Raw genomic sequence first — 17,009 nt, 5'->3', positions numbered from 1 at the left:
GGTGGACTCCCGGCACCAGGTGCCGGGAAGACACCGCGATCGGGCGGTGCTGTCGACCGAGGTCACCAGGGACTGGGCTCGTAGTCCTTGACGAAGCAGCCGTAGAGGTCCTCGCCGGCCTCGCCGCGCACGATCGGGTCGTAGACGCGGGCGGCGCCGTCGACGAGGTCGAGCGGGGCGTGCCAGCCCTCGGCGGCGATGCGCAGCTTCTCGTCGTGCGGGCGCTCGTCGGTGATCCAGCCGGTGTCGACGGCCGTCATGAGGATGCGGTCGGTCTCGAACATCTCGCCTGCGCTCGTGCGGGTCATCATGTTGAGCGCGGCCTTGGCCATGTTCGTGTGCGGGTGGCCGGGACCCTTGTAGCGGCGGGAGAACTGGCCCTCCATCGCGGACACGTTGACGACGTACGCCCTCCGCGCACCACCCGCGACCGCGGCCCGCATCGCCGGGCGCAGCCGCGAGACGAGGATGAAGGGTGCGGTCGAGTTGCACAGCTGCACCTCGAGCAGCTCGAGGGGGTCGACCTCCTCGACCTTCTGCGTCCACGAGTTCGTCCGCTGGAGGTCGGGCAGCAGGCCGCCGGCGTCGACGGCGGTGCCGGCGCGGTGGGCCTCGAGGCTCGCGTGTCCGGCCGTCAGGGCGAGGGCCGTCATCGAGGCGGCCGTCTGGGCGGCGATGGCGTGCTCGACGGACTCGCCGTCGTGGTGCGCGACGGCGTGCGTGCCGAGGGCCCCGGCGATCGAGGCCGGGTGCGCCTCGCTGATCCGGTCGAAGGTCACCATCTCGGGCAGGGCCACACCGTCGGGCAGCGGCGCCGACTCGAGCTCGACGAGGTTGCTGTAGGCGCCGGGGGAGCGGCGCACCGTCTGGGCGGCGTTGTTGATGAGGATGTCGAGCGGGCCCGCCGCCGTGACCTCGTCGGCGAGGGCGACGACCTGGGTGGGGTCGCGCAGGTCGATGCCGACGATCTTGAGCCGGTGGATCCAGTCGGCCGAGTCCTCCATCGCGGAGAAGCGGCGCATCGCGTCCTTGGGGAAGCGCGTCGTGATCGTCGTGTGCGCGCCATCGCGGAGCAGGCGCAGCGCGATGTACATCCCGATCTTGGCCCGGCCGCCGGTGAGCAGGGCCCGCTTGCCGGTCAGGTCGGTGCGCTGGTCGCGCTTGGCGTGCGAGCGAGCCGCGCACTCGGGGCAGAGCCAGTGGTAGAAGGCGTCGACGAGCGTGTAGTCGTTCTTGCAGATGTAGCACCCGCGCGGGTTGATGAGCTCGCCGGCGAAGGCGCCGGTCGCGTTGGACACCAAGGGGATTCCCTTGGTCTCGTCGTCGATCCGCATCGGCGAGCCGGTGGCCGTCGACTCGATGACCTGCCGGTCGGCCTTGCGCTCGGCCCACGTCTTCGCGTTGCGCCGGTCCTTCTTGAGCCGCTTGTACATCAGCGACGCGGCCCGCTTCAGGGTCTCGAAGTCCGGGTCGTCGATCTCGAGGGAGGGCGCCAGCGCGAGCACCCGCACGGCAGTCGCGACGTCCTCGGGGTCGAGGTGCACGACGGCAGCGGGGTCCAGCTCGTTCTCGGTCTCACTCACCGCGCAAGGGTACGCGGGTGGCTCGCTCCGTCCCCAATCCGCGGTCCCGGTCCGGAGACGACGTATGCCGCCGGGCCGGCGACCGTCCGAGCCACCGGGAGCGTGGTGGCGGGGACGGGCGCGAGCCCGACGGCATACGTGGTCGAGGAGGTTGGCCTCGCCCGGGTCACGTCCAGCGTGTCGTCACCCTGTCCGTGACCCGGCGCGAAGTGGAGGGGATCAGTTCGAGCTGGCCGGCTTGACGGCGAGCGTCACGGGGACGTCCTGGCGGGCGCCGTCCCGGATCACGGTCAGCGTGGTCTTGTCGCCGGCGGTCATCTCACGGATCTGGGCGACGAGGGCCGTCGCCGAGTCGATGCGCTGACCGTCGACGGCGATGACGACGTCGCCGTTCTTGATGCCGGCGTTCGCCGCGGGCGTCCCGCCGTTGACCGAGACGACCTGTGCCCCGGCCCGCTTGGCGCTGCCGTCGGAGACCACCGTGTCGCGGGTGCTGACCCCGAGGAAGGCGTGCTCGGCCTTGCCGCTCTTGATGAGCTGGTCGGCGATCGACTTGGCCTCCTTGACCGGGATGGCGAAGCCGATGCCGATGTTGCCGCTCTGGCTGCCGCTCGAGCTCTGGCCCAGGGACGCGATCGAGCTGTTGATGCCGATGAGCTCGCCCTTGGCGTTGACGAGGGCGCCACCGGAGTTGCCCGGGTTGATCGCGGCCGACGTCTGGATGGCGTTGGTCACGACCTCGTCACCGGACGCCTGCTGCTGACCGAGGGGCGACTCGCTCGACGTCCCGGTGCTGACCGGGCGGTTGAGCGCCGACACGATGCCCGTCGTGACGGTGCCCGACAGGCCGAGCGGGTTGCCGACGGCCATGGCCGGGTCGCCGACCTTGAGGGCCTCGGAGTCCCCGAGGGTGATCGGGGTCAGGTCGCTCGGTCCGTTGGTGAGCTTGATGACGGCCAGGTCGGTCGAGGGGTCCGTGCCGACGATGGTCGCGGCGTAGGTGCGCCCGTCGTTCAGCGTCACGGTGATGGCGCCGTTGCCGGTTGCGTCGCCGACGACGTGGTTGTTGGTCAGGATGTGGCCGCTCTTGTCGAAGACGACGCCCGAGCCGGCGCCCGAGCCCTGCTGGGTCGTCACGTCGATGCTGACGACGCTCGGCGTCACGGCGGCGGAGACGGCGGTCCAGTCGGGAGCGGTGGCGTTGCCCTGCACGACCGTCGGGGAGGACCCCTGGTTCTGGTTCGTCGTCGACGCGGTGGTCGTCGCGGTGGGGGTGCCCTGGTCGCCGAGCTGCGTGGCGGCATACGTGCCTCCGCTCGCGAGGACGGCTGCGAGCAGCGCGACGCCGAGCGTCTGCCCGATGCGGCTCTCGCGCTTGGGAGCCGGGCGGCTTCCCTCACCCAGGGGCGGCGTCGGCGGGGCCGGCGGCGCGGGTGGTGCGGACTGGCCGTAGTAGCTGCCCTGCGGGATCTGCTGGGTGTGGTCCTCAGGTGCCAGGGTCATGGCTCCTCCTCGCTGTGGTCTGTTGTCTCCATGACATCGACCCAGCTTTGGACGACGTTGTGGTGTTCCTAGGAATCCGCTGTGCCTTGTGACGACCGATGGTGACGTGGCTCACTCGCGGCGCGGGCGACCGGCAGCTCGACGACGACCGTGGCCCCACCGCCGGTGGTCTCGTCGACCCGGACGGTGCCACCGTGCGCCTCGATGATCGCCTGGACGATGGCCAGGCCGAGCCCGTTGCCGCCGCCCTGGCCACGGCTACGGCTGCGGTCCGCGCGGTAGAAGCGCTCGAAGACGTCGGCCCGGGCGTCCTCGGGTATGCCGTGTCCGTGGTCCCGCACGTGGAGCGCGACGTGCTGGGCGTCGACCCCTCCGACGAGGATCTCGATGGGCGTGCCGTCGGGTGTGTGCACGCGCGCGTTGGTGACGAGGTTGGTCACGACCTGCCGCAGCTGCCGCTCGTCGGCCTGCAGCTCGGTCGGCTCGATCGGTCCGCTGATGCCGGTCGCGACGATGTGCCGGCCCGGCGCGATGGTGCGCGCGTCCTGGGCCGCGTCGGCCGCGAGGACGGCGAGGTCGACGGTCTGCAGCTCGAGGGGGCGCTCGCCGTCGAGGCGGGCAAGGGTCAGCAGGTCCTCGACGAGCCCGCTCATCCGGTGCGCCTCCGACTCGATGCGCCCCATCGCCCCGGTGACGGCGTCGGACGTGGGCAGCGCGCCCTGGCGGTAGAGCTCGGCGTAGCCACCGACGGCGGCCAGGGGGGTGCGCAGCTCGTGCGACGCGTCGGCGATGAAGCGGCGCATCTTCTCCTCGTTGGCGTCCCGCACGGCGAAGCTCTGCTCGATGCGGGCGAGCATCGCGTTGAGGGAGCGGGAGAGGGAGGCGACCTCGTCGTCGGTGTCGGGCACGTCGACGCGCTGGGTGAGGTCGCCCACGGCGATCTGTGCGGCGGTGTCCTCGATGCGGGTCAGGGGCCGGAACGTGCGGCGCACGAGGTACCAGCCGAGGAGTGCCGTCAGCAGCAGGGCGATGGCGCCGATGCCGGCGGCATAGAAGAGGAACTGGCTGACGGTGGACTCGAGGGGCCGCAGGGGCAGCGCGACCTCGACGACGCCCGTGCCCGCGTCGTTGAGCCTGGCGTGTGCGATCCACCGGCCCTCACCGGTGGCGGAGCCGACCTCGAACGTCGACGGCTCGAGGATGTTCGTGTCGGTGAGGCTCGGCGTGGGCAGGGCGGGCGTCGCCGGCTCCACGAGGACGGCGTCGCGGAGGTTCGTGACCTCCCCGGTCGACAGGTCGAGCACCTTGGCGGTGAAGTTCGAGGGCAGCTGCGAGCCCGTGGCCTGCAGCTCGGACAGCTCGACCGACGCCAGGCTCGCGGCGTAGACGTCGAGCTCCTGCTCCGTCTGGTTGACGAGGTAGGCACGCAGCAGCGCGCTGACCACGAGGGAGGTGACGGCAAGGGCCACGGCGATGAGGCCGAGGGTGACGCCGAGGAGTCGCCAGCGCAGCGGGACGGCGCGCAGGCGGCGCGAGAGGGACCGGTGGCCGGGATCGGCGGCCGGGGCCGCCGCGGCTGTCACGTCGGGCACCTCGTCAGGAGGCGGTCAGCTCTGGGGGCACCCGGAGAACGTAACCCACGCCGCGCTTGGTGTGGATGAGCGAGGGGCCGTCGGCGTCGATCTTGCGCCGGAGGTAGGAGATGTAGGACTCGACGATGCCGGACTCGCCGCGGAAGTCGTAGTCCCAGACGTGGTCGAGGATCTGCAGCTTCGACAGCACACGGTTGGGGTTGAGCAGCAGGTAGCGCAGCAGCTTGAACTCGGTGGGGGACAGGTCGATGACCCGGCCGCCCCGGCGCACCTCGTGGGAGTCCTCGTTGAGCTCGAGGTCGTGGAAGCGCAGCGTCGCGCCGTCGTCGGCCTGCCCCCGGGTGCGGCGCAGCACGGCCCGGATGCGGGCGATGACCTCCTCGAGGCTGAACGGCTTGGTGACGTAGTCGTCGCCGCCCACCGTGAGGCCCTGGATCTTGTCGCCCGTCGCGTCGCGCGCGGTGACGAAGACGATCGGCTGCTGGCGGCCGCGGTCGCGCAGGCGCCGGGTCACCTCGAAGCCGTCGACGTCGGGGAGCATGACGTCGAGCACGACGAGGTCGGGCTCGGACTCCGCCGCCATGGCGAGGGCGGTCGTGCCGTCACCGGCCGTCTCGACCTCGAAGCCCGCGAAGCGGAGTGACGTCGCGAGGAGCTCGCGGATGTTCGGCTCGTCCTCGACGACGAGCAGGCGAGCCTCGGGGGCCGCAGCTGTCTGGGTGTCCACGGTCCCAGTGTCAGGGTGTTCGCTGGGAGTTCGCTGGGAACCGCTGGTTCGTCGGGTGCGACGGCGGTCACGCCGGGCACGGCGAAGCGGCTCGAGAGGGTCGCGGCCTCACCCTCTCGATGCCCGGCTTCTCGCCGTCAGCGCTTGCGGGCCCTGGCGAGGGCCTTCTTGAAGTCCTTGCCGCACATCGAGGCGCAGTCCTGCGCGCAGAGTCGCTTGATCACCACGGGGCACCTCGTGCACCGCGGGCTGTCCTTGCAGCACTTGGACTTCGGCTTGAGCTTCGCCACGTCCTTGGCCTTGAGCTTGCCCACGACGTCGATGCTAAATAGGTAAGGCTTGTCTGACCTAATTGAGCCGCTGGGTGAGACGGCTCCGGACTGGACGGGGGCCCGGACGTGATGCCCGGGCCCGTCGTCCACCCGTCTGGGTGACGGCGTCAGGCCCAGGTCTGGTCGCGGTCGATGCAGGCGCCCGTGTCGACGACGAAGAACGACGACACCTTGTTCTTGAGGTTCTTGGCACCGAGGTTGACCTGCTCGCCCGGGTCCAGGCGGTAGGGCGGCGTGGCCCCTTCACTGCATCCAGCGCCCTCGAACACCCAGACGTACTCACCGGTGTGGTTGATGACGGAGGCGGCGTTGTCGTTGACCTGCACACCCCAGCCGCTCCGGCCCGACGGGCCGTCGGTGAAGAGCTCGTTGCCCATCGTCGCGTCGCTGTACTGGTAGTCGGCGCGAGCACCGCCGAAGTCGCTGTTGAAGTAGAAGCAGACCCGGTTGGTCGGGCACGTGGTCCCACTGCCCGACGCGGAGCCGGTGGTCGCCGATGTGACTGCGACGACGCCCGAGAGGGCGAGGGTGGCGGCGAGGATCCTGCGGACGGTGCGGCGTGGTGTGGTCATGTGACATCCCCTGTCGTCAGACGGTGCCGTCGGCTCTGACGGCGGGCCTCACGATGCCATCCGTCGCGGCACGTGTCGCGTCGAAAGGCGCATGCGGTCAGAGGTCGTCGGCGTCGACGATGCGGTACGCGTACCCCTGCTCGGCGAGGAAGCGCTGGCGGTGCGCGGCGAAGTCGGCGTCGACGGTGTCGCGGCTGACGATCGTGTAGAAGTGCGCGGTGCGCCCGTCGCCCTTGGGGCGCAGGACCCGCCCGAGACGCTGGGCCTCCTCCTGGCGCGAGCCGAAGGTGCCGCTGATCTGGATCGCGACGCTCGCCTCGGGCAGGTCGATGGAGAAGTTCGCGACCTTGCTGACGACGAGCGTCGTGATCTCGCCCGTGCGGAACGCGTCGTAGAGGCGCTGGCGCTCCTTGACGGTCGTCTCGCCGGTGATGACCTCGGCGCCGAGCCGCTCGGCCACCTCGTGGAGCTGGTCGAGGTACTGCCCGATGACGAGCGTCGGCTCGCCGGCGTGCTGCTTGGCCAGGGTCTCGACGACGGGGAGCTTGGCGTCGGAGCACGACGCGAGGCGGTAGCGGTCCTCCGGCTCGCTCACGGCATACGCGAGGCGTTGGCCCTCGGGGAGCGTGACGCGCACCTCGACGCAGTCGGCGGGAGCGATGTAGCCCTGGGCCTCGATGTCCTTCCACGGCGCGTCGAAGCGCTTCGGGCCGATGAGGCTGAAGACGTCGGCCTCGCGGCCGTCCTCGCGCACGAGCGTCGCGGTGAGCCCGAGACGGCGGCGCGCCTGGAGGTCGGCCGTCATCCGGAAGATCGGCGCGGGCAGCAGGTGGACCTCGTCGTAGACGATGAGGCCCCAGTCGCGGGCGTCGAGCAGGTCGAGGTGCGCGTAGGCGCCCTTCCGCTTCGTCGTCAGCACCTGGTAGGTCGCGATCGTGACCGGCCGGATCTCCTTGCGCGCACCGGAGTACTCGCCGATCTCGTCCTCGGTCAGCGTCGTGCGCCGGATCAGCTCGTCCTTCCACTGCCGCGCGCTGACCGTGTTCGTCACGAGGATGAGGGTCGTCGCCTTGGCAGCAGCCATGGCGCCGGCGCCGACGAGCGTCTTGCCCGCGCCACAGGGGAGGACGACGACGCCCGACCCGCCGTGCCAGAAGCCGTCGACGGCGTGCTGCTGGTAGGGCCGCAGGTGCCAGTCGGCCTGGTCGAGGTCGATGGGGTGGGCCTCCCCGTCGACGTAGCCGGCGAGGTCCTCGGCCGGCCAGCCGACCTTGAGCAGCTCCTGCTTGAGCGTGCCGCGCTCGCTCGGGTGCACGACGACGGCGAGGTCGTCGAGGCGCTCGCCGGTCAGGGGCTTGATCTTCTTGTGCCGCAGCACCTCCTCGAGCACCGGGCGGTCGGTCGTGCGCAGCACGAGGCGGGTGCCCTCCGGGCTGTCGGCGAGGCCCTCCTTGGTCAGGGTGAGGCGGCCGTAACGGTCCATCGTGTCGGCCACGTCCACGAGCAGCGCGTTGGGGACGGCATACCGGCTGTGCGTGATGAGAGCGTCGACGACCTGCTCGGCGTCATGGCCGGCAGCGCGGGCGTTCCACAGGCCGAGCGGCGTGATGCGGTAGGTGTGGACGTGCTCCGGGGCACGCTCGAGCTCGGCGAACGGCGCGATGGCGCGGCGCGCGGCTTCGGCGTTCGGGTGGTCGACCTCGAGGAGGAGGGTCTTGTCGCTCTGGACGATCAGGGGTCCGTCATTCATCGTGTGGGGACAACTCCGAGCGTGGGTCGAGGTATTCCGTCGGTGCCCCTCGCGAGCCGATACCTCGGCCCGGGCGCGGAGCGTGCTGGTGACAGTATGGGCGCATGCGATCCCCACAGGTCGAGGCGGCGACGGGGCTGCCCCCGAAGGTGACGATCTACGAGGTCGGTCCGCGCGACGGCCTGCAGAACGAGAAGACCGTCGTCCCGGCCGCCACGAAGGTCGAGTTCATCCGCCGCCTCGAGGCCGCGGGGCTCGGCACCATCGAGACGACGTCGTTCGTCCCGGCCCGGTGGGTCCCGCAGATGGGCGACGCCGAGGAGGTGCTCGCCGGTCTCGGCGGCGACGGCCTGGGACGCCGCCGGCCCGCCCTCGTGCCCAACGAGCGCGGCCTCGACCGCGCCGAGGAGCTCGGCCTGAGCGCCATCGCGATCTTCGGCTCGGCCACCGAGACCTTCGCGCAGAAGAACCTCAACCGGTCGGTCACCGAGCAGTACGCCATGTTCGAGCCGGTCGTGAAACGAGCGCTCGCCGACGGGATGTGGGTGCGGGCCTACGTCTCGATGTGCTTCGGCGACCCGTGGGAGGGGCCCGTGCCGGTCGATCAGGTCGTCGACACGGCCGAGCGCCTCATGGACCTCGGCTGCCACGAGCTGAGCCTCGGCGACACGATCGGCGTGGGCACCACCGGCCACGTGCACCGGCTCCTCGAAGCGCTCGCCGCCCGGGGCATCGGCACCGACCGCGTCGCCGTGCACTTCCACGACACCTACGGCCAGGCGCTCGCCAACACGATGGCCGCCCTGCGCGACGGGGTGTCGGTCGTCGACGCGGCGGCGGGCGGTCTCGGCGGCTGCCCCTACGCGAAGTCGGCCACCGGCAACCTCGCGACCGAGGACCTGGTCTGGGCCCTGCACGGGGCGGGCGTCGAGACGGGCGTCGACCTCGAAGCGCTCGTCGAGACGTCGGTGTGGATGGCGGGGCAGCTGGGCCGCCCGTCGCCGAGCAACGTCGTGCGCGCCCTCGCCGGCGCCTGACCACCCCTACCCGTCGAAAGGCCACGAACCGGGCCTTCCACCGTCGAAGGCCACGAACCGGGGCCCGGTTTGTGGCCCTTCGACGGTGGAAGGCCCGGGGGGCGCGCGTCAGGTGGTCGGCTGGTCCTTGGTGAGGTGGAGCAGCCAGTCGCGCTCGGTCCGGATCAGGGCGTAGCGGCGTGCGCCGTCCCGACCGTGGAGCACGAACACCATCCGGTGGTCGTCGCGCGACTCCTCCTCCCACCAGCCGGTGTCGGCGACCGACTTGTGCTCGTCGGTGTAGGTGAGGTGGTCCATGTCGTGGTCGTCGACCGCGACGGCCAGGCGGTCGTGACGGTTCGTCGTCGGCAGCCCCTTCGGCACCGCCCACGAGCGCAGGACGCCGTCCTCCTCGAGCCGCAGGTCGAAGTGCGGCCGTGGCTTCCGGTGGTCGTGGAGCACGTATGCCGGCCGGTGGCCTCCGCGGACGTCGTTGCCTCCCAAGGCAGCTCAGCTCTCGAGCGTCGCGCCGGTGATCCGGTGGACCGAGAACGACTTCTCGTGGCCGGACTCGTCGGTGGCCCGGACCCGGCCGCCCTCGACCTTCTGCGGGTGGATGAGATGACGGCTCGTGGCGCCGTGCCCGTCGGAGTAGCCGATCCAGACCCCGTGCCGGTCGGCGACCGCGTCGCGCAGCAGCGAGAGGGTCACGACGGGGTCCATCGCCTGGATGCGCGGGCCGGGCCGCGTCTCGTCCTCGACGCGTCGCTGGTCGGCCGTCGCCTCGGCCGCGCGCAGCCCGTCGACGAGCGACTGGGTGTAGGGCCGGTCGACCGGCGAGACCATCGGGCCGGGGCCGCGGCGACGTGACCCGGCGCGGCGGCGGGGCGTCTCGGCGTGGACGACGGCGCCGTCCTGCCCCTCGTGCACCGGGGCGAACCCGTTGTCGCGCAGGAGGTCGACGAGCACGCGCGGGTCCGCCGACGACACGAGCACCGTCGGGGCGAGCCGTCGCAGGCGCAGGGGGGTGAGGTCTCGTGAGGCGAGCATCGTGTCGAGCACGGCCTCGTCGTCGGAGCGGATGTAGGCCGCGGCTCCGCCGATGCGGGTCTGGCCGTGCTTGCGCGCGACGTCGGCGACGAGGTACTCGAGCGGCTGCGGCACCGGGGTGCGGCTGGACCGACGCACCGTCTCGGTGAAGTCGGCCGCGGTCCACCCTGCGTCGAGCGCACGGCGGACCGACTCGGGCGTGAAGCGGTAGACGGTGGCGCCGCCGCGGGACTCGACGTCGGCGGCGAGGCGCATGAACGACCCGAGGCCGCCGACGAGCGGCCCGGGGGCGACCGCCGTGAGGTCGGCCTGGACGAGGATGTGGTCGACGGGCGAGGGCAGGTGCGCCGACATGGCCGCGGCCACCGCCTCGGCGACCGCTCCGGCGTCGGCCGAGGCCTGCTCGGTCGAGATGGTCCCGGCACCGGAGCTGCTCGCGCGATCGCTCCGACCCCGGGCGGCGCGCTTGCCGTTCGAGGTGCTCGCGCCACCCGCCGTGCCCGCGCCACCACCTCGACCCGGGGAGGCCGGGGGGAGCAGCGGTGCGACGAGCGCACGGCCGGCCTCGGACAGGGCGCCGCGGCCGGTGACGCCGAGCCACTCGGACTCGCGCAGCACCGCCTCGACGGCCTCGTCGAGGACGGCCGCGGACCGGTTCGGTCGGCGCCAGGCGAGGCGCTCGCGCAGGGAGGTGTGGTCCGGAGCGCTGCCCGGCTCGAGCGAGGCGAGCTCGCGCAGGACCTCGCGCCGGATCGCGCGGATCGCCGGCCACTGCACGTCCGGGCCGAGGGCGTTGGCCGGTCCGGTGCCGGTGCCGCGCCGACCGACGAGGTGCGGTGCGCGGGTCGACCCGAGCCAGGCCACGGCCAGCGTCGCCCACCGGTGCCCGGCCTCGCTCGAGCTCCACTCGTCGATCTCCGACGTGGGAGCCCACACCGGCACGACCTCGCCGTCGTCGGCGACGAGCCCGGCGGCATACGCGAGCTCGACGACGAAGGCCGTGTGCTCGGGGTCGAGGTCGAGCGCCATCTGCGTCACCCGGAGGTCGCGGACCGACAGGCCGCCGGCACGCAGCACCCGGGGCGGGTCGGCGCCCCACGCCGCGGCGAGCTCGTCGAGGTGGGTCAGGCACTCGCTCGCGGCACCGCCGGCGGCGGCGTCGACGACTGAGACGGGTCGGGCCTCGATGTCGGGCGGCGTCAGCTCGGCCGACCGGTGCAGCCGGCCCTCGCGCAGCACGAGCCCGACCTCGCGGGGGAGCGCGACGCGGTCGGTCGACACGGGGACGAGCAGGTGGTGCTCGAGCAGCCACCGGGCCGTCGTGCGTCCCGGTGTCGCCGTGGGCAGGACGCCGAAGGCCGGCCCCCACGTCATCCGCTCGAGCATCGCGCGCGAGTCGTCCGGCGCCTCGGCGACGGTGGCCCGGATGCGGTCGGGGTCGGCGTCCTCGGGGAGCGAGGAGGGGCGCAGCTCACGCATCGGCGCGCCGAGTCCGGCGACTGCCGTGCCGAGGACCTCGGGCACCGTGCGCACGACGTGGTCACCGTCGGCGCCCCGCCAGAGCAGCGCCGAGCGCCAGAGGTCCTGCACGATCGCGTCGACGGTCGCCGCGTCGTCGGTGCCGAGCAGCCGGAGCAGCGCGCTGCGCTCGGCCGCGTCGCCCGCGACGACGACGGCCTCGAGCACCTGGAGGTGGCCCCGGTCGAGCGCCTCGACGGCGCGCTGGACGCTGGCCCGGGTGCCGGCACGCGCGGCCAGGCTCGTCAGGTCGGCCGGCGCCGGGCGCGCGAGATCCGGGCGCGCGAGCACGAGGTCGATGAGCTCTGCGTCGCTGCGACCGCGGATGTCGTCGGCGAGGCTCCGGCTCGGGGTGGCCATCCTCCCAACCTACTGCCCGCCACGCCGTGCCCCCGACTCGCGGCGGGGCCACGCCCGCTAGCGTTGCCCCCATGAGCGCGCTCTCACCGGCCACACCCCCCGAGCCGGCCCCGGCGCATCCGACCGGGCAGCAGTGGACCATCGGGCACGGTCCGTTCGAGGCGACCGTCGTCGAGGTCGGAGGCGGCCTGCGCACGCTCACTCGTGACGGGGTCGACCTCGTCGCCGGCTACGGCGTCGACGAGACGTGCGCGTCGGGCCGCGGCCAGCAGCTCATGCCCTGGCCCAACCGGATCCGCGACGGGCGCTACACGTTCGCGGGCACCGAGCACCAGCTGTCGGTCACCGAGGTCTCCCGCGGCAACGCGAGCCACGGACTCGTCCGCTGGGCGCTCTGGGAGCTCGTCGAGCACGAGGACGACCGCGTCACCGTCGGCTACCGGCTGCACCCGCAGCCGGGGTGGGACCACTTCCTCGACCTGCGCACCACCTACCTGCTCGACGACTCGGGCCTCGTCGTGACGACGGCCGCCCGCAACGTCGGACCGTCGGAGGCGCCCTTCGGCTACGGCGCCCACCCCTACCTCGCCATCGGCGAGACCCTGTTGCCCGACGTCGAGCTGCGCATCCCGGGCGCGACGTGGGTCGAGGTCGACGAGCGGCTGCTCCCCGCCGCGAACCGTCCCGTCGACGGCGAGCCCTACGACTTCCGCGAGCGACGCCCCGTCGGCGACGCCCGCCTCGACACGGCCTACACCGACGTCCTGCGTGACGCCGACGGCATGTGGCGTGCCACCGTGTCGGCCGCCGACCGCACGACGACGCTCTGGGCCGACGCCGCCTTCCCGTGGCTGCAGGTCTTCACCGCCATCGCCGAGGACCGCAAGGGCGAGGTCGGCATCGCCGTCGAGCCGATGAGCTGCCCCGCCGACGCCTTCAACTCGGGCGACGGTCTCGTCGTCCTGGGCCCGGGCGAGGAGTGGACCGGCACGTGGGGCATCTCCCCGGCCTGACCGGGTCGTCCGGGTCGTCCGGGCCCGCCGGGTCCGCCGGGTCCGCCGGCGAGCTCACCTGACGGCTCACCCGCGCAGCAGCACGTCCGACGTCTGCTCGAGGGCCTGACGGGCGTAGCCCCGCCACATCCGGCCGACGAGCGGCAGGACGCGGGCGGCATACGTGGTCGTCGCGTGCAGCGTCCAGCTCCACGTCACCCGCACGCCCGTGCCCTCCGGCGCGAAGGCCCAGCGTCCGTCGACGTGGGAGACCAGCGGCTTGAACGCACCGGTGAAGTCGGTGAGGACGTAGTCGAAGCGCTCGGGGCGCACCACCTCGGTGAGGCGCTCACGCATCGTGCCGCCGTCGGCGAGGGCGATCGTCCGGGTCTGCCCGACCTCGCCCCACGGCCCGGTCTGGTCGCGCACCTCGCGGATCGGCGGGAGCAGACCGTAGCGCCGCGACATGAGGTCGGTCAGCGGGTGCCGGAGCAGGCGGTCGTACGCGTCGGCGACCTCGACGGGAACGGCACGGGAGCACTCGAGGTGCAGGGGCGTGGGCATGCCCCAGCGTAGGTCGGCCGATCGGGGTCCCGGCGCCTGCGCGGCGCGAAATCCGGCTTGCCCCGAGCCGTTAGGCTGGAGCGGAGCGCAAGGAGCGCCATCGAGTCGTGCCGTGGTGCGGCCGACCGAGATCTGAACGAGGTGGACTGTGCCGACTGGCAAGGTCAGGTTCTACGACGCGGACAAGGGCTTCGGATTCATCTCCGAGGACTCCGGCGCGGACGTCTTCCTGCACGCGAACGCGCTCCCCGAGGGCGTCACGACCCTGAAGAAGGGCGTGCGTGTCGAGTTCGGCATCGTCGAGGGCCGCAAGGGTGCCCAGGCGCTGTCGGTCAAGGTGCTCGACCCGGTCCAGTCCGTCGCCGCCAACAAGACCGCACAGACCCGCCGCACGCCGGAGGAGCTCACCGTCATCATCGAGGACGTCGTGCAGCTCCTCGACGGCGTCGGCAACGGCTACCGCGCCGGACGCCGTCCCGACCGCAAGCTCGCCTCCAACGTCGCCCGCGCCCTGCGCGGCCTCGCGGACGAGCTGGAGAAGTGAGCTCATGACCGTCACCACCCCCAAGACGGATGCCGTGCTGCTGGCCGCGTCCGACCTCGCCCGCAGCGTCCTCGAGGAGGTCGCCGAGCCCGGAACCATCGGCGCCCACCTCGGCATGGACCTGCTCGAGGAGCGCCTCGGCATGCACTGGTTCGAGTGCACGTCGCCGGGCTACCGCGGGTGGCGCTGGGGCGTCAGCGTCGCCCGGGTGTCGCGCGCCAAGGTGGCGACGGTCTGCGAGACCAACCTGCTGCCCGGTCCCGACGCCGTCCTCGCACCCGAGTGGCTGCCGTATGCCGACCGGCTCGCTCCCGGCGACCTCGGCGCCGGCGACGTGCTGCCGTTCCGCCCCTACGACCCCAACCTCGAGGCCGGTTTCGAGGCCACGGGCGAGGAGGACGTCGACCAGATGGCCTTCTTCGAGCTCGGCCTCGGCCGTCCGCGCGTGCTCTCGGCCGAGGGCCGTGAGGTCGCCGCGAGCCGCTGGTACGCCGGCGAGAACGGCCCGACGGCCGAGATCGCGGCCAAGGCCAGCGAGCGCTGCACGACGTGCGGCTACTTCCTGCCGATGGCGGGGGCGCTGCGGGTGACGTTCGGCGTGTGCGCCAACGAGTGGAGCCCGTCCGACGGCCGCGTCGTCTCGCTCGACCACGGCTGCGGAGCCCACTCCGAGACCGACATGGACCACCCCGAGCCGACGCCGATCGGCGAGCCGATCGTCGACGAGTTCGCCGTCGACCTCGAGCCCGCCGAGCGCGCGGCCGAGGGCGACGAGGCGCAGGACGAGCAGGCGCAGGACGAGCAGGCGCAGGACGAGCAGGCGCAGGACGAGCAGGCGCAGGACGACGGTGACCAGCCGACGGCGGAGCAGGCTCCGGTCGAGGAGTCGCACGGCTCCGACGACCCCGTCACCGACTGACGGCACTCGACCACGGACGAACCACCCGGCATACCCGGGTGGTTCGTGCTTCTCGGGGAGCCGGGTGGGGACTCAGGCGGCGTCGCTCGCGTTGCCGCGGCCCCGGCGCACGTAGGCCCAGCCGATAGAGCCGAGCACGAAACCGGCCACGCACGTCCACGGCCACCAGTCGCGGTCACCCTCGTGCAGGGCGGGCACGACGAGGACGACGACGAGGGCGACGACCCACACGGCGAGCCCCACCTCGATGATCCGCAGCATCGGCACGGGCAGCGGCGCGATCGGCGCGATCGGCTCGGGCGTCGTCGGCTCGGACGGGCGCGCCGGCACGTCGGGGGTGGTCTCGTCGGTCACACGGACAGCCTAGGGTCTCGTCACACACGCGAAACGCGGCGCCACTAAGGTGTGCGCCATGTCGACGGATACACGCAAAGCGCCCACCCAGACCGGGCTCGACGGCTTCTTCAAGATCACCGAGCGCGGGTCCACCGTCGCTCGCGAGGTCCGGGGCGGCTTCGTCACCTTCTTCACGATGGTCTACATCGTGGTCCTCAACCCCATCATCCTCTCGGGCGTCGTCGACGGCTCGGGCACCATGATCGGCGGCACGACCGACCTGACCCAGAGCAAGCTGCTCGTCGCGGTCGGCACGGCGGTCATCGCCGGCCTCATGTCGATCCTCATGGGCCTCGTCGCGAACTTCCCCATCGCGCTGGCCGCCGGGCTCGGCATCAACGGCCTCATCACCGGGATGGTCATCACCCACTCGGCCGACAAGATCACCTTCGCCGACCTCATGGGCCTCGTCGTCATCGAGGGCGTCATCATCCTCGTGCTCGTGCTGACCGGCTTCCGCAAGGCGGTCTTCAAGGCGATCCCCGGGCCGCTCAAGGTCGCGATCTCCGTCGGCATCGGCCTGTTCATCGCCTACATCGGCGTCATCGACGCGGGCTTCGCGCGTCGTCCCACGACGCCCGGCTCGGTCCCGAGCGAGCTCGGCATCGGCGGCAGCCTCGACGGCTGGCCGACCCTCGTCTTCGTCGTCGGCGTCTTCCTCATCGCGGTCCTGCTCATCCGCAAGGTCAAGGGCGCGATCCTCATCGGCATCGTCGCGGCGACGGTCCTCGCGATGGTCCTCGAGGCGATCTTCAGCATCGGCCCGCGCGTCTTCGACGACAAGGGCGCCCTCACCAACCCGTCGGCCTGGGCCCTCACCGTGCCCAGGCTGCCCGAGTCGATCACCAACACCCCCGACCTCGGCATCCTCGGCCAGTTCAGCCTCCTCGGCTCGTTCGAGAAGATCGGCATCGTCACGGCCGTCATGTTCGTCTTCTCGCTCCTGCTCGCCGACTTCTTCGACACGATGGGCACCGTCGTCGCCATCGGCACCGAGGCCAAGCTCCTCGACGAGGACGGCAACCCGCCCCACACCGACCGCATCCTCGTCGTCGACTCGGTGGCCGCCATCGCCGGTGGCGCCGGTGGCGTCAGCAGCAACACGTCCTACATCGAGTCCGCGTCCGGTGTCGAGGAGGGTGCCCGCACGGGTCTCGCGTCCGTCGTGACCGGCGTGCTCTTCCTGCTCGCGACGTTCCTCGCGCCGCTCTTCGCCGTCGTCCCGTCCGAGGCTGCGGCCCCGGCGCTCGTCATCGTCGGCTTCCTCATGATGACCCAGGTCAAGAACATCGACTGGGACGACATGGAGGTCGCCCTGCCGGCGTTCCTCACGATCGTGCTCATGCCGTTCACCTACAACATCACCGTCGGTATCGGTGCGGGCTTCATCGCGTGGGTGCTCGTCAAGATGGCCCGTGGCAAGCGCCGTGAGATCCACCCGCTCCTGTGGATCGTCGCCGCCTTCTTCGTCGTCTACTTCATCAAGGCGCCGCTGGAGTCGATGCTCACCTGAGCGACGCTGCCGCACAGAGCGGCTCGCCGCACCGGACGCCAGAGCACGTATGCCGTGAAGGCCCCCTCCCGCTCGGGA

Annotated in this window: 16 protein-coding genes; 5 read left to right on the top strand and 11 right to left on the bottom strand. The window is 72.1% G+C overall.

What is annotated here, in order from left to right:
- Positions 1 to 62: 62 nt before the first annotated feature.
- From ACSQ2D_RS16535 to ACSQ2D_RS16505, 7 genes are all read right to left on the bottom strand, one after another.
- On the bottom strand, positions 63 to 1,583 hold the full coding sequence (locus ACSQ2D_RS16535; protein ID WP_435987017.1) for an SDR family NAD(P)-dependent oxidoreductase: 1,521 nt from the start codon (positions 1,581 to 1,583) through the stop codon (positions 63 to 65).
- 219 nt (positions 1,584 to 1,802) lie between these two features.
- Complete coding sequence (locus ACSQ2D_RS16530; protein WP_435987016.1) at positions 1,803 to 3,086, bottom strand: S1C family serine protease; 1,284 nt, start codon at positions 3,084 to 3,086, stop codon at positions 1,803 to 1,805.
- A 68-nt stretch (positions 3,087 to 3,154) separates the two neighbouring features.
- Positions 3,155 to 4,669: a sensor histidine kinase gene (locus tag ACSQ2D_RS16525; protein ID WP_435987015.1), complete on the bottom strand. Its 1,515-nt coding sequence runs from the start codon at positions 4,667 to 4,669 to the stop codon at positions 3,155 to 3,157.
- Between the two features lie 13 nt (positions 4,670 to 4,682).
- Entirely contained in the window at positions 4,683 to 5,405 is a 723-nt protein-coding gene (locus ACSQ2D_RS16520; protein WP_435987014.1) for a response regulator transcription factor, read from the bottom strand.
- Positions 5,406 to 5,542: 137 nt separating this feature from the next.
- Complete coding sequence (locus tag ACSQ2D_RS16515; RefSeq protein ID WP_435987013.1) at positions 5,543 to 5,719, bottom strand: hypothetical protein; 177 nt, start codon at positions 5,717 to 5,719, stop codon at positions 5,543 to 5,545.
- Between the two features lie 125 nt (positions 5,720 to 5,844).
- Positions 5,845 to 6,309 carry a peptidase inhibitor family I36 protein gene (locus ACSQ2D_RS16510; protein ID WP_435987012.1) on the bottom strand — a complete coding sequence of 155 codons (465 nt, stop codon included), beginning with the start codon at positions 6,307 to 6,309 and terminating at the stop codon, positions 5,845 to 5,847.
- A gap of 97 nt (positions 6,310 to 6,406) precedes the next feature.
- Entirely contained in the window at positions 6,407 to 8,059 is a 1,653-nt protein-coding gene (locus ACSQ2D_RS16505; RefSeq protein WP_020145648.1) for a DNA repair helicase XPB, read from the bottom strand.
- Positions 8,060 to 8,163: 104 nt separating this feature from the next.
- On the opposite strand from ACSQ2D_RS16505, the gene ACSQ2D_RS16500 reads away from it, so the two are divergent.
- Entirely contained in the window at positions 8,164 to 9,096 is a 933-nt protein-coding gene (locus tag ACSQ2D_RS16500; RefSeq protein WP_435987011.1) for a hydroxymethylglutaryl-CoA lyase, read from the top strand.
- Between the two features lie 108 nt (positions 9,097 to 9,204).
- On the opposite strand, the gene ACSQ2D_RS16495 is transcribed toward ACSQ2D_RS16500, so the two are convergent.
- Both ACSQ2D_RS16495 and ACSQ2D_RS16490 read right to left on the bottom strand, forming a co-directional pair.
- Positions 9,205 to 9,579 (bottom strand): DNA polymerase ligase N-terminal domain-containing protein, encoded by a 375-nt coding sequence (locus ACSQ2D_RS16495; RefSeq protein ID WP_435987010.1) that lies wholly within the window; start codon positions 9,577 to 9,579, stop codon positions 9,205 to 9,207.
- A 6-nt stretch (positions 9,580 to 9,585) separates the two neighbouring features.
- The gene (locus tag ACSQ2D_RS16490; RefSeq protein ID WP_435987009.1) at positions 9,586 to 12,003 is read right to left on the bottom strand and encodes a helicase-associated domain-containing protein; all 2,418 of its coding nucleotides are present in this window, start codon (positions 12,001 to 12,003) and stop codon (positions 9,586 to 9,588) included.
- Between the two features lie 71 nt (positions 12,004 to 12,074).
- On the opposite strand from ACSQ2D_RS16490, the gene ACSQ2D_RS16485 reads away from it, so the two are divergent.
- The gene (locus ACSQ2D_RS16485; RefSeq protein WP_435987008.1) at positions 12,075 to 13,016 is read left to right on the top strand and encodes an aldose 1-epimerase family protein; all 942 of its coding nucleotides are present in this window, start codon (positions 12,075 to 12,077) and stop codon (positions 13,014 to 13,016) included.
- 66 nt (positions 13,017 to 13,082) lie between these two features.
- Here ACSQ2D_RS16485 and ACSQ2D_RS16480 read toward each other — a convergent pair whose 3' ends face one another.
- Entirely contained in the window at positions 13,083 to 13,559 is a 477-nt protein-coding gene (locus ACSQ2D_RS16480; RefSeq protein WP_435987007.1) for an SRPBCC family protein, read from the bottom strand.
- Between the two features lie 148 nt (positions 13,560 to 13,707).
- On the opposite strand from ACSQ2D_RS16480, the gene ACSQ2D_RS16475 reads away from it, so the two are divergent.
- Positions 13,708 to 14,103: a cold-shock protein gene (locus ACSQ2D_RS16475; protein ID WP_435987006.1), complete on the top strand. Its 396-nt coding sequence runs from the start codon at positions 13,708 to 13,710 to the stop codon at positions 14,101 to 14,103.
- 4 nt (positions 14,104 to 14,107) lie between these two features.
- The gene (locus tag ACSQ2D_RS16470) at positions 14,108 to 15,022 is read left to right on the top strand and encodes a DUF3027 domain-containing protein (protein ID WP_435987005.1); all 915 of its coding nucleotides are present in this window, start codon (positions 14,108 to 14,110) and stop codon (positions 15,020 to 15,022) included.
- Positions 15,023 to 15,094: 72 nt separating this feature from the next.
- On the opposite strand, the gene ACSQ2D_RS16465 is transcribed toward ACSQ2D_RS16470, so the two are convergent.
- Positions 15,095 to 15,376, bottom strand: a complete 282-nt coding sequence (locus ACSQ2D_RS16465; protein WP_435987004.1) for a DUF2530 domain-containing protein — start codon at positions 15,374 to 15,376, stop codon at positions 15,095 to 15,097.
- Between the two features lie 58 nt (positions 15,377 to 15,434).
- Here ACSQ2D_RS16465 and ACSQ2D_RS16460 point away from each other — a divergent pair, with 58 nt between their 5' ends.
- Positions 15,435 to 16,931 (top strand): NCS2 family permease, encoded by a 1,497-nt coding sequence (locus ACSQ2D_RS16460; protein WP_435987003.1) that lies wholly within the window; start codon positions 15,435 to 15,437, stop codon positions 16,929 to 16,931.
- Positions 16,932 to 17,009: the final 78 nt, after the last annotated feature.

This window comes from Terrabacter sp. LjRoot27, from assembly GCF_964254175.1.
Lineage (GTDB): Bacteria > Actinomycetota > Actinomycetes > Actinomycetales > Dermatophilaceae > Terrabacter.
Note: the sequence above shows the minus strand (reverse complement) of the source record. Positions and strands in the feature narration are given on the sequence as shown.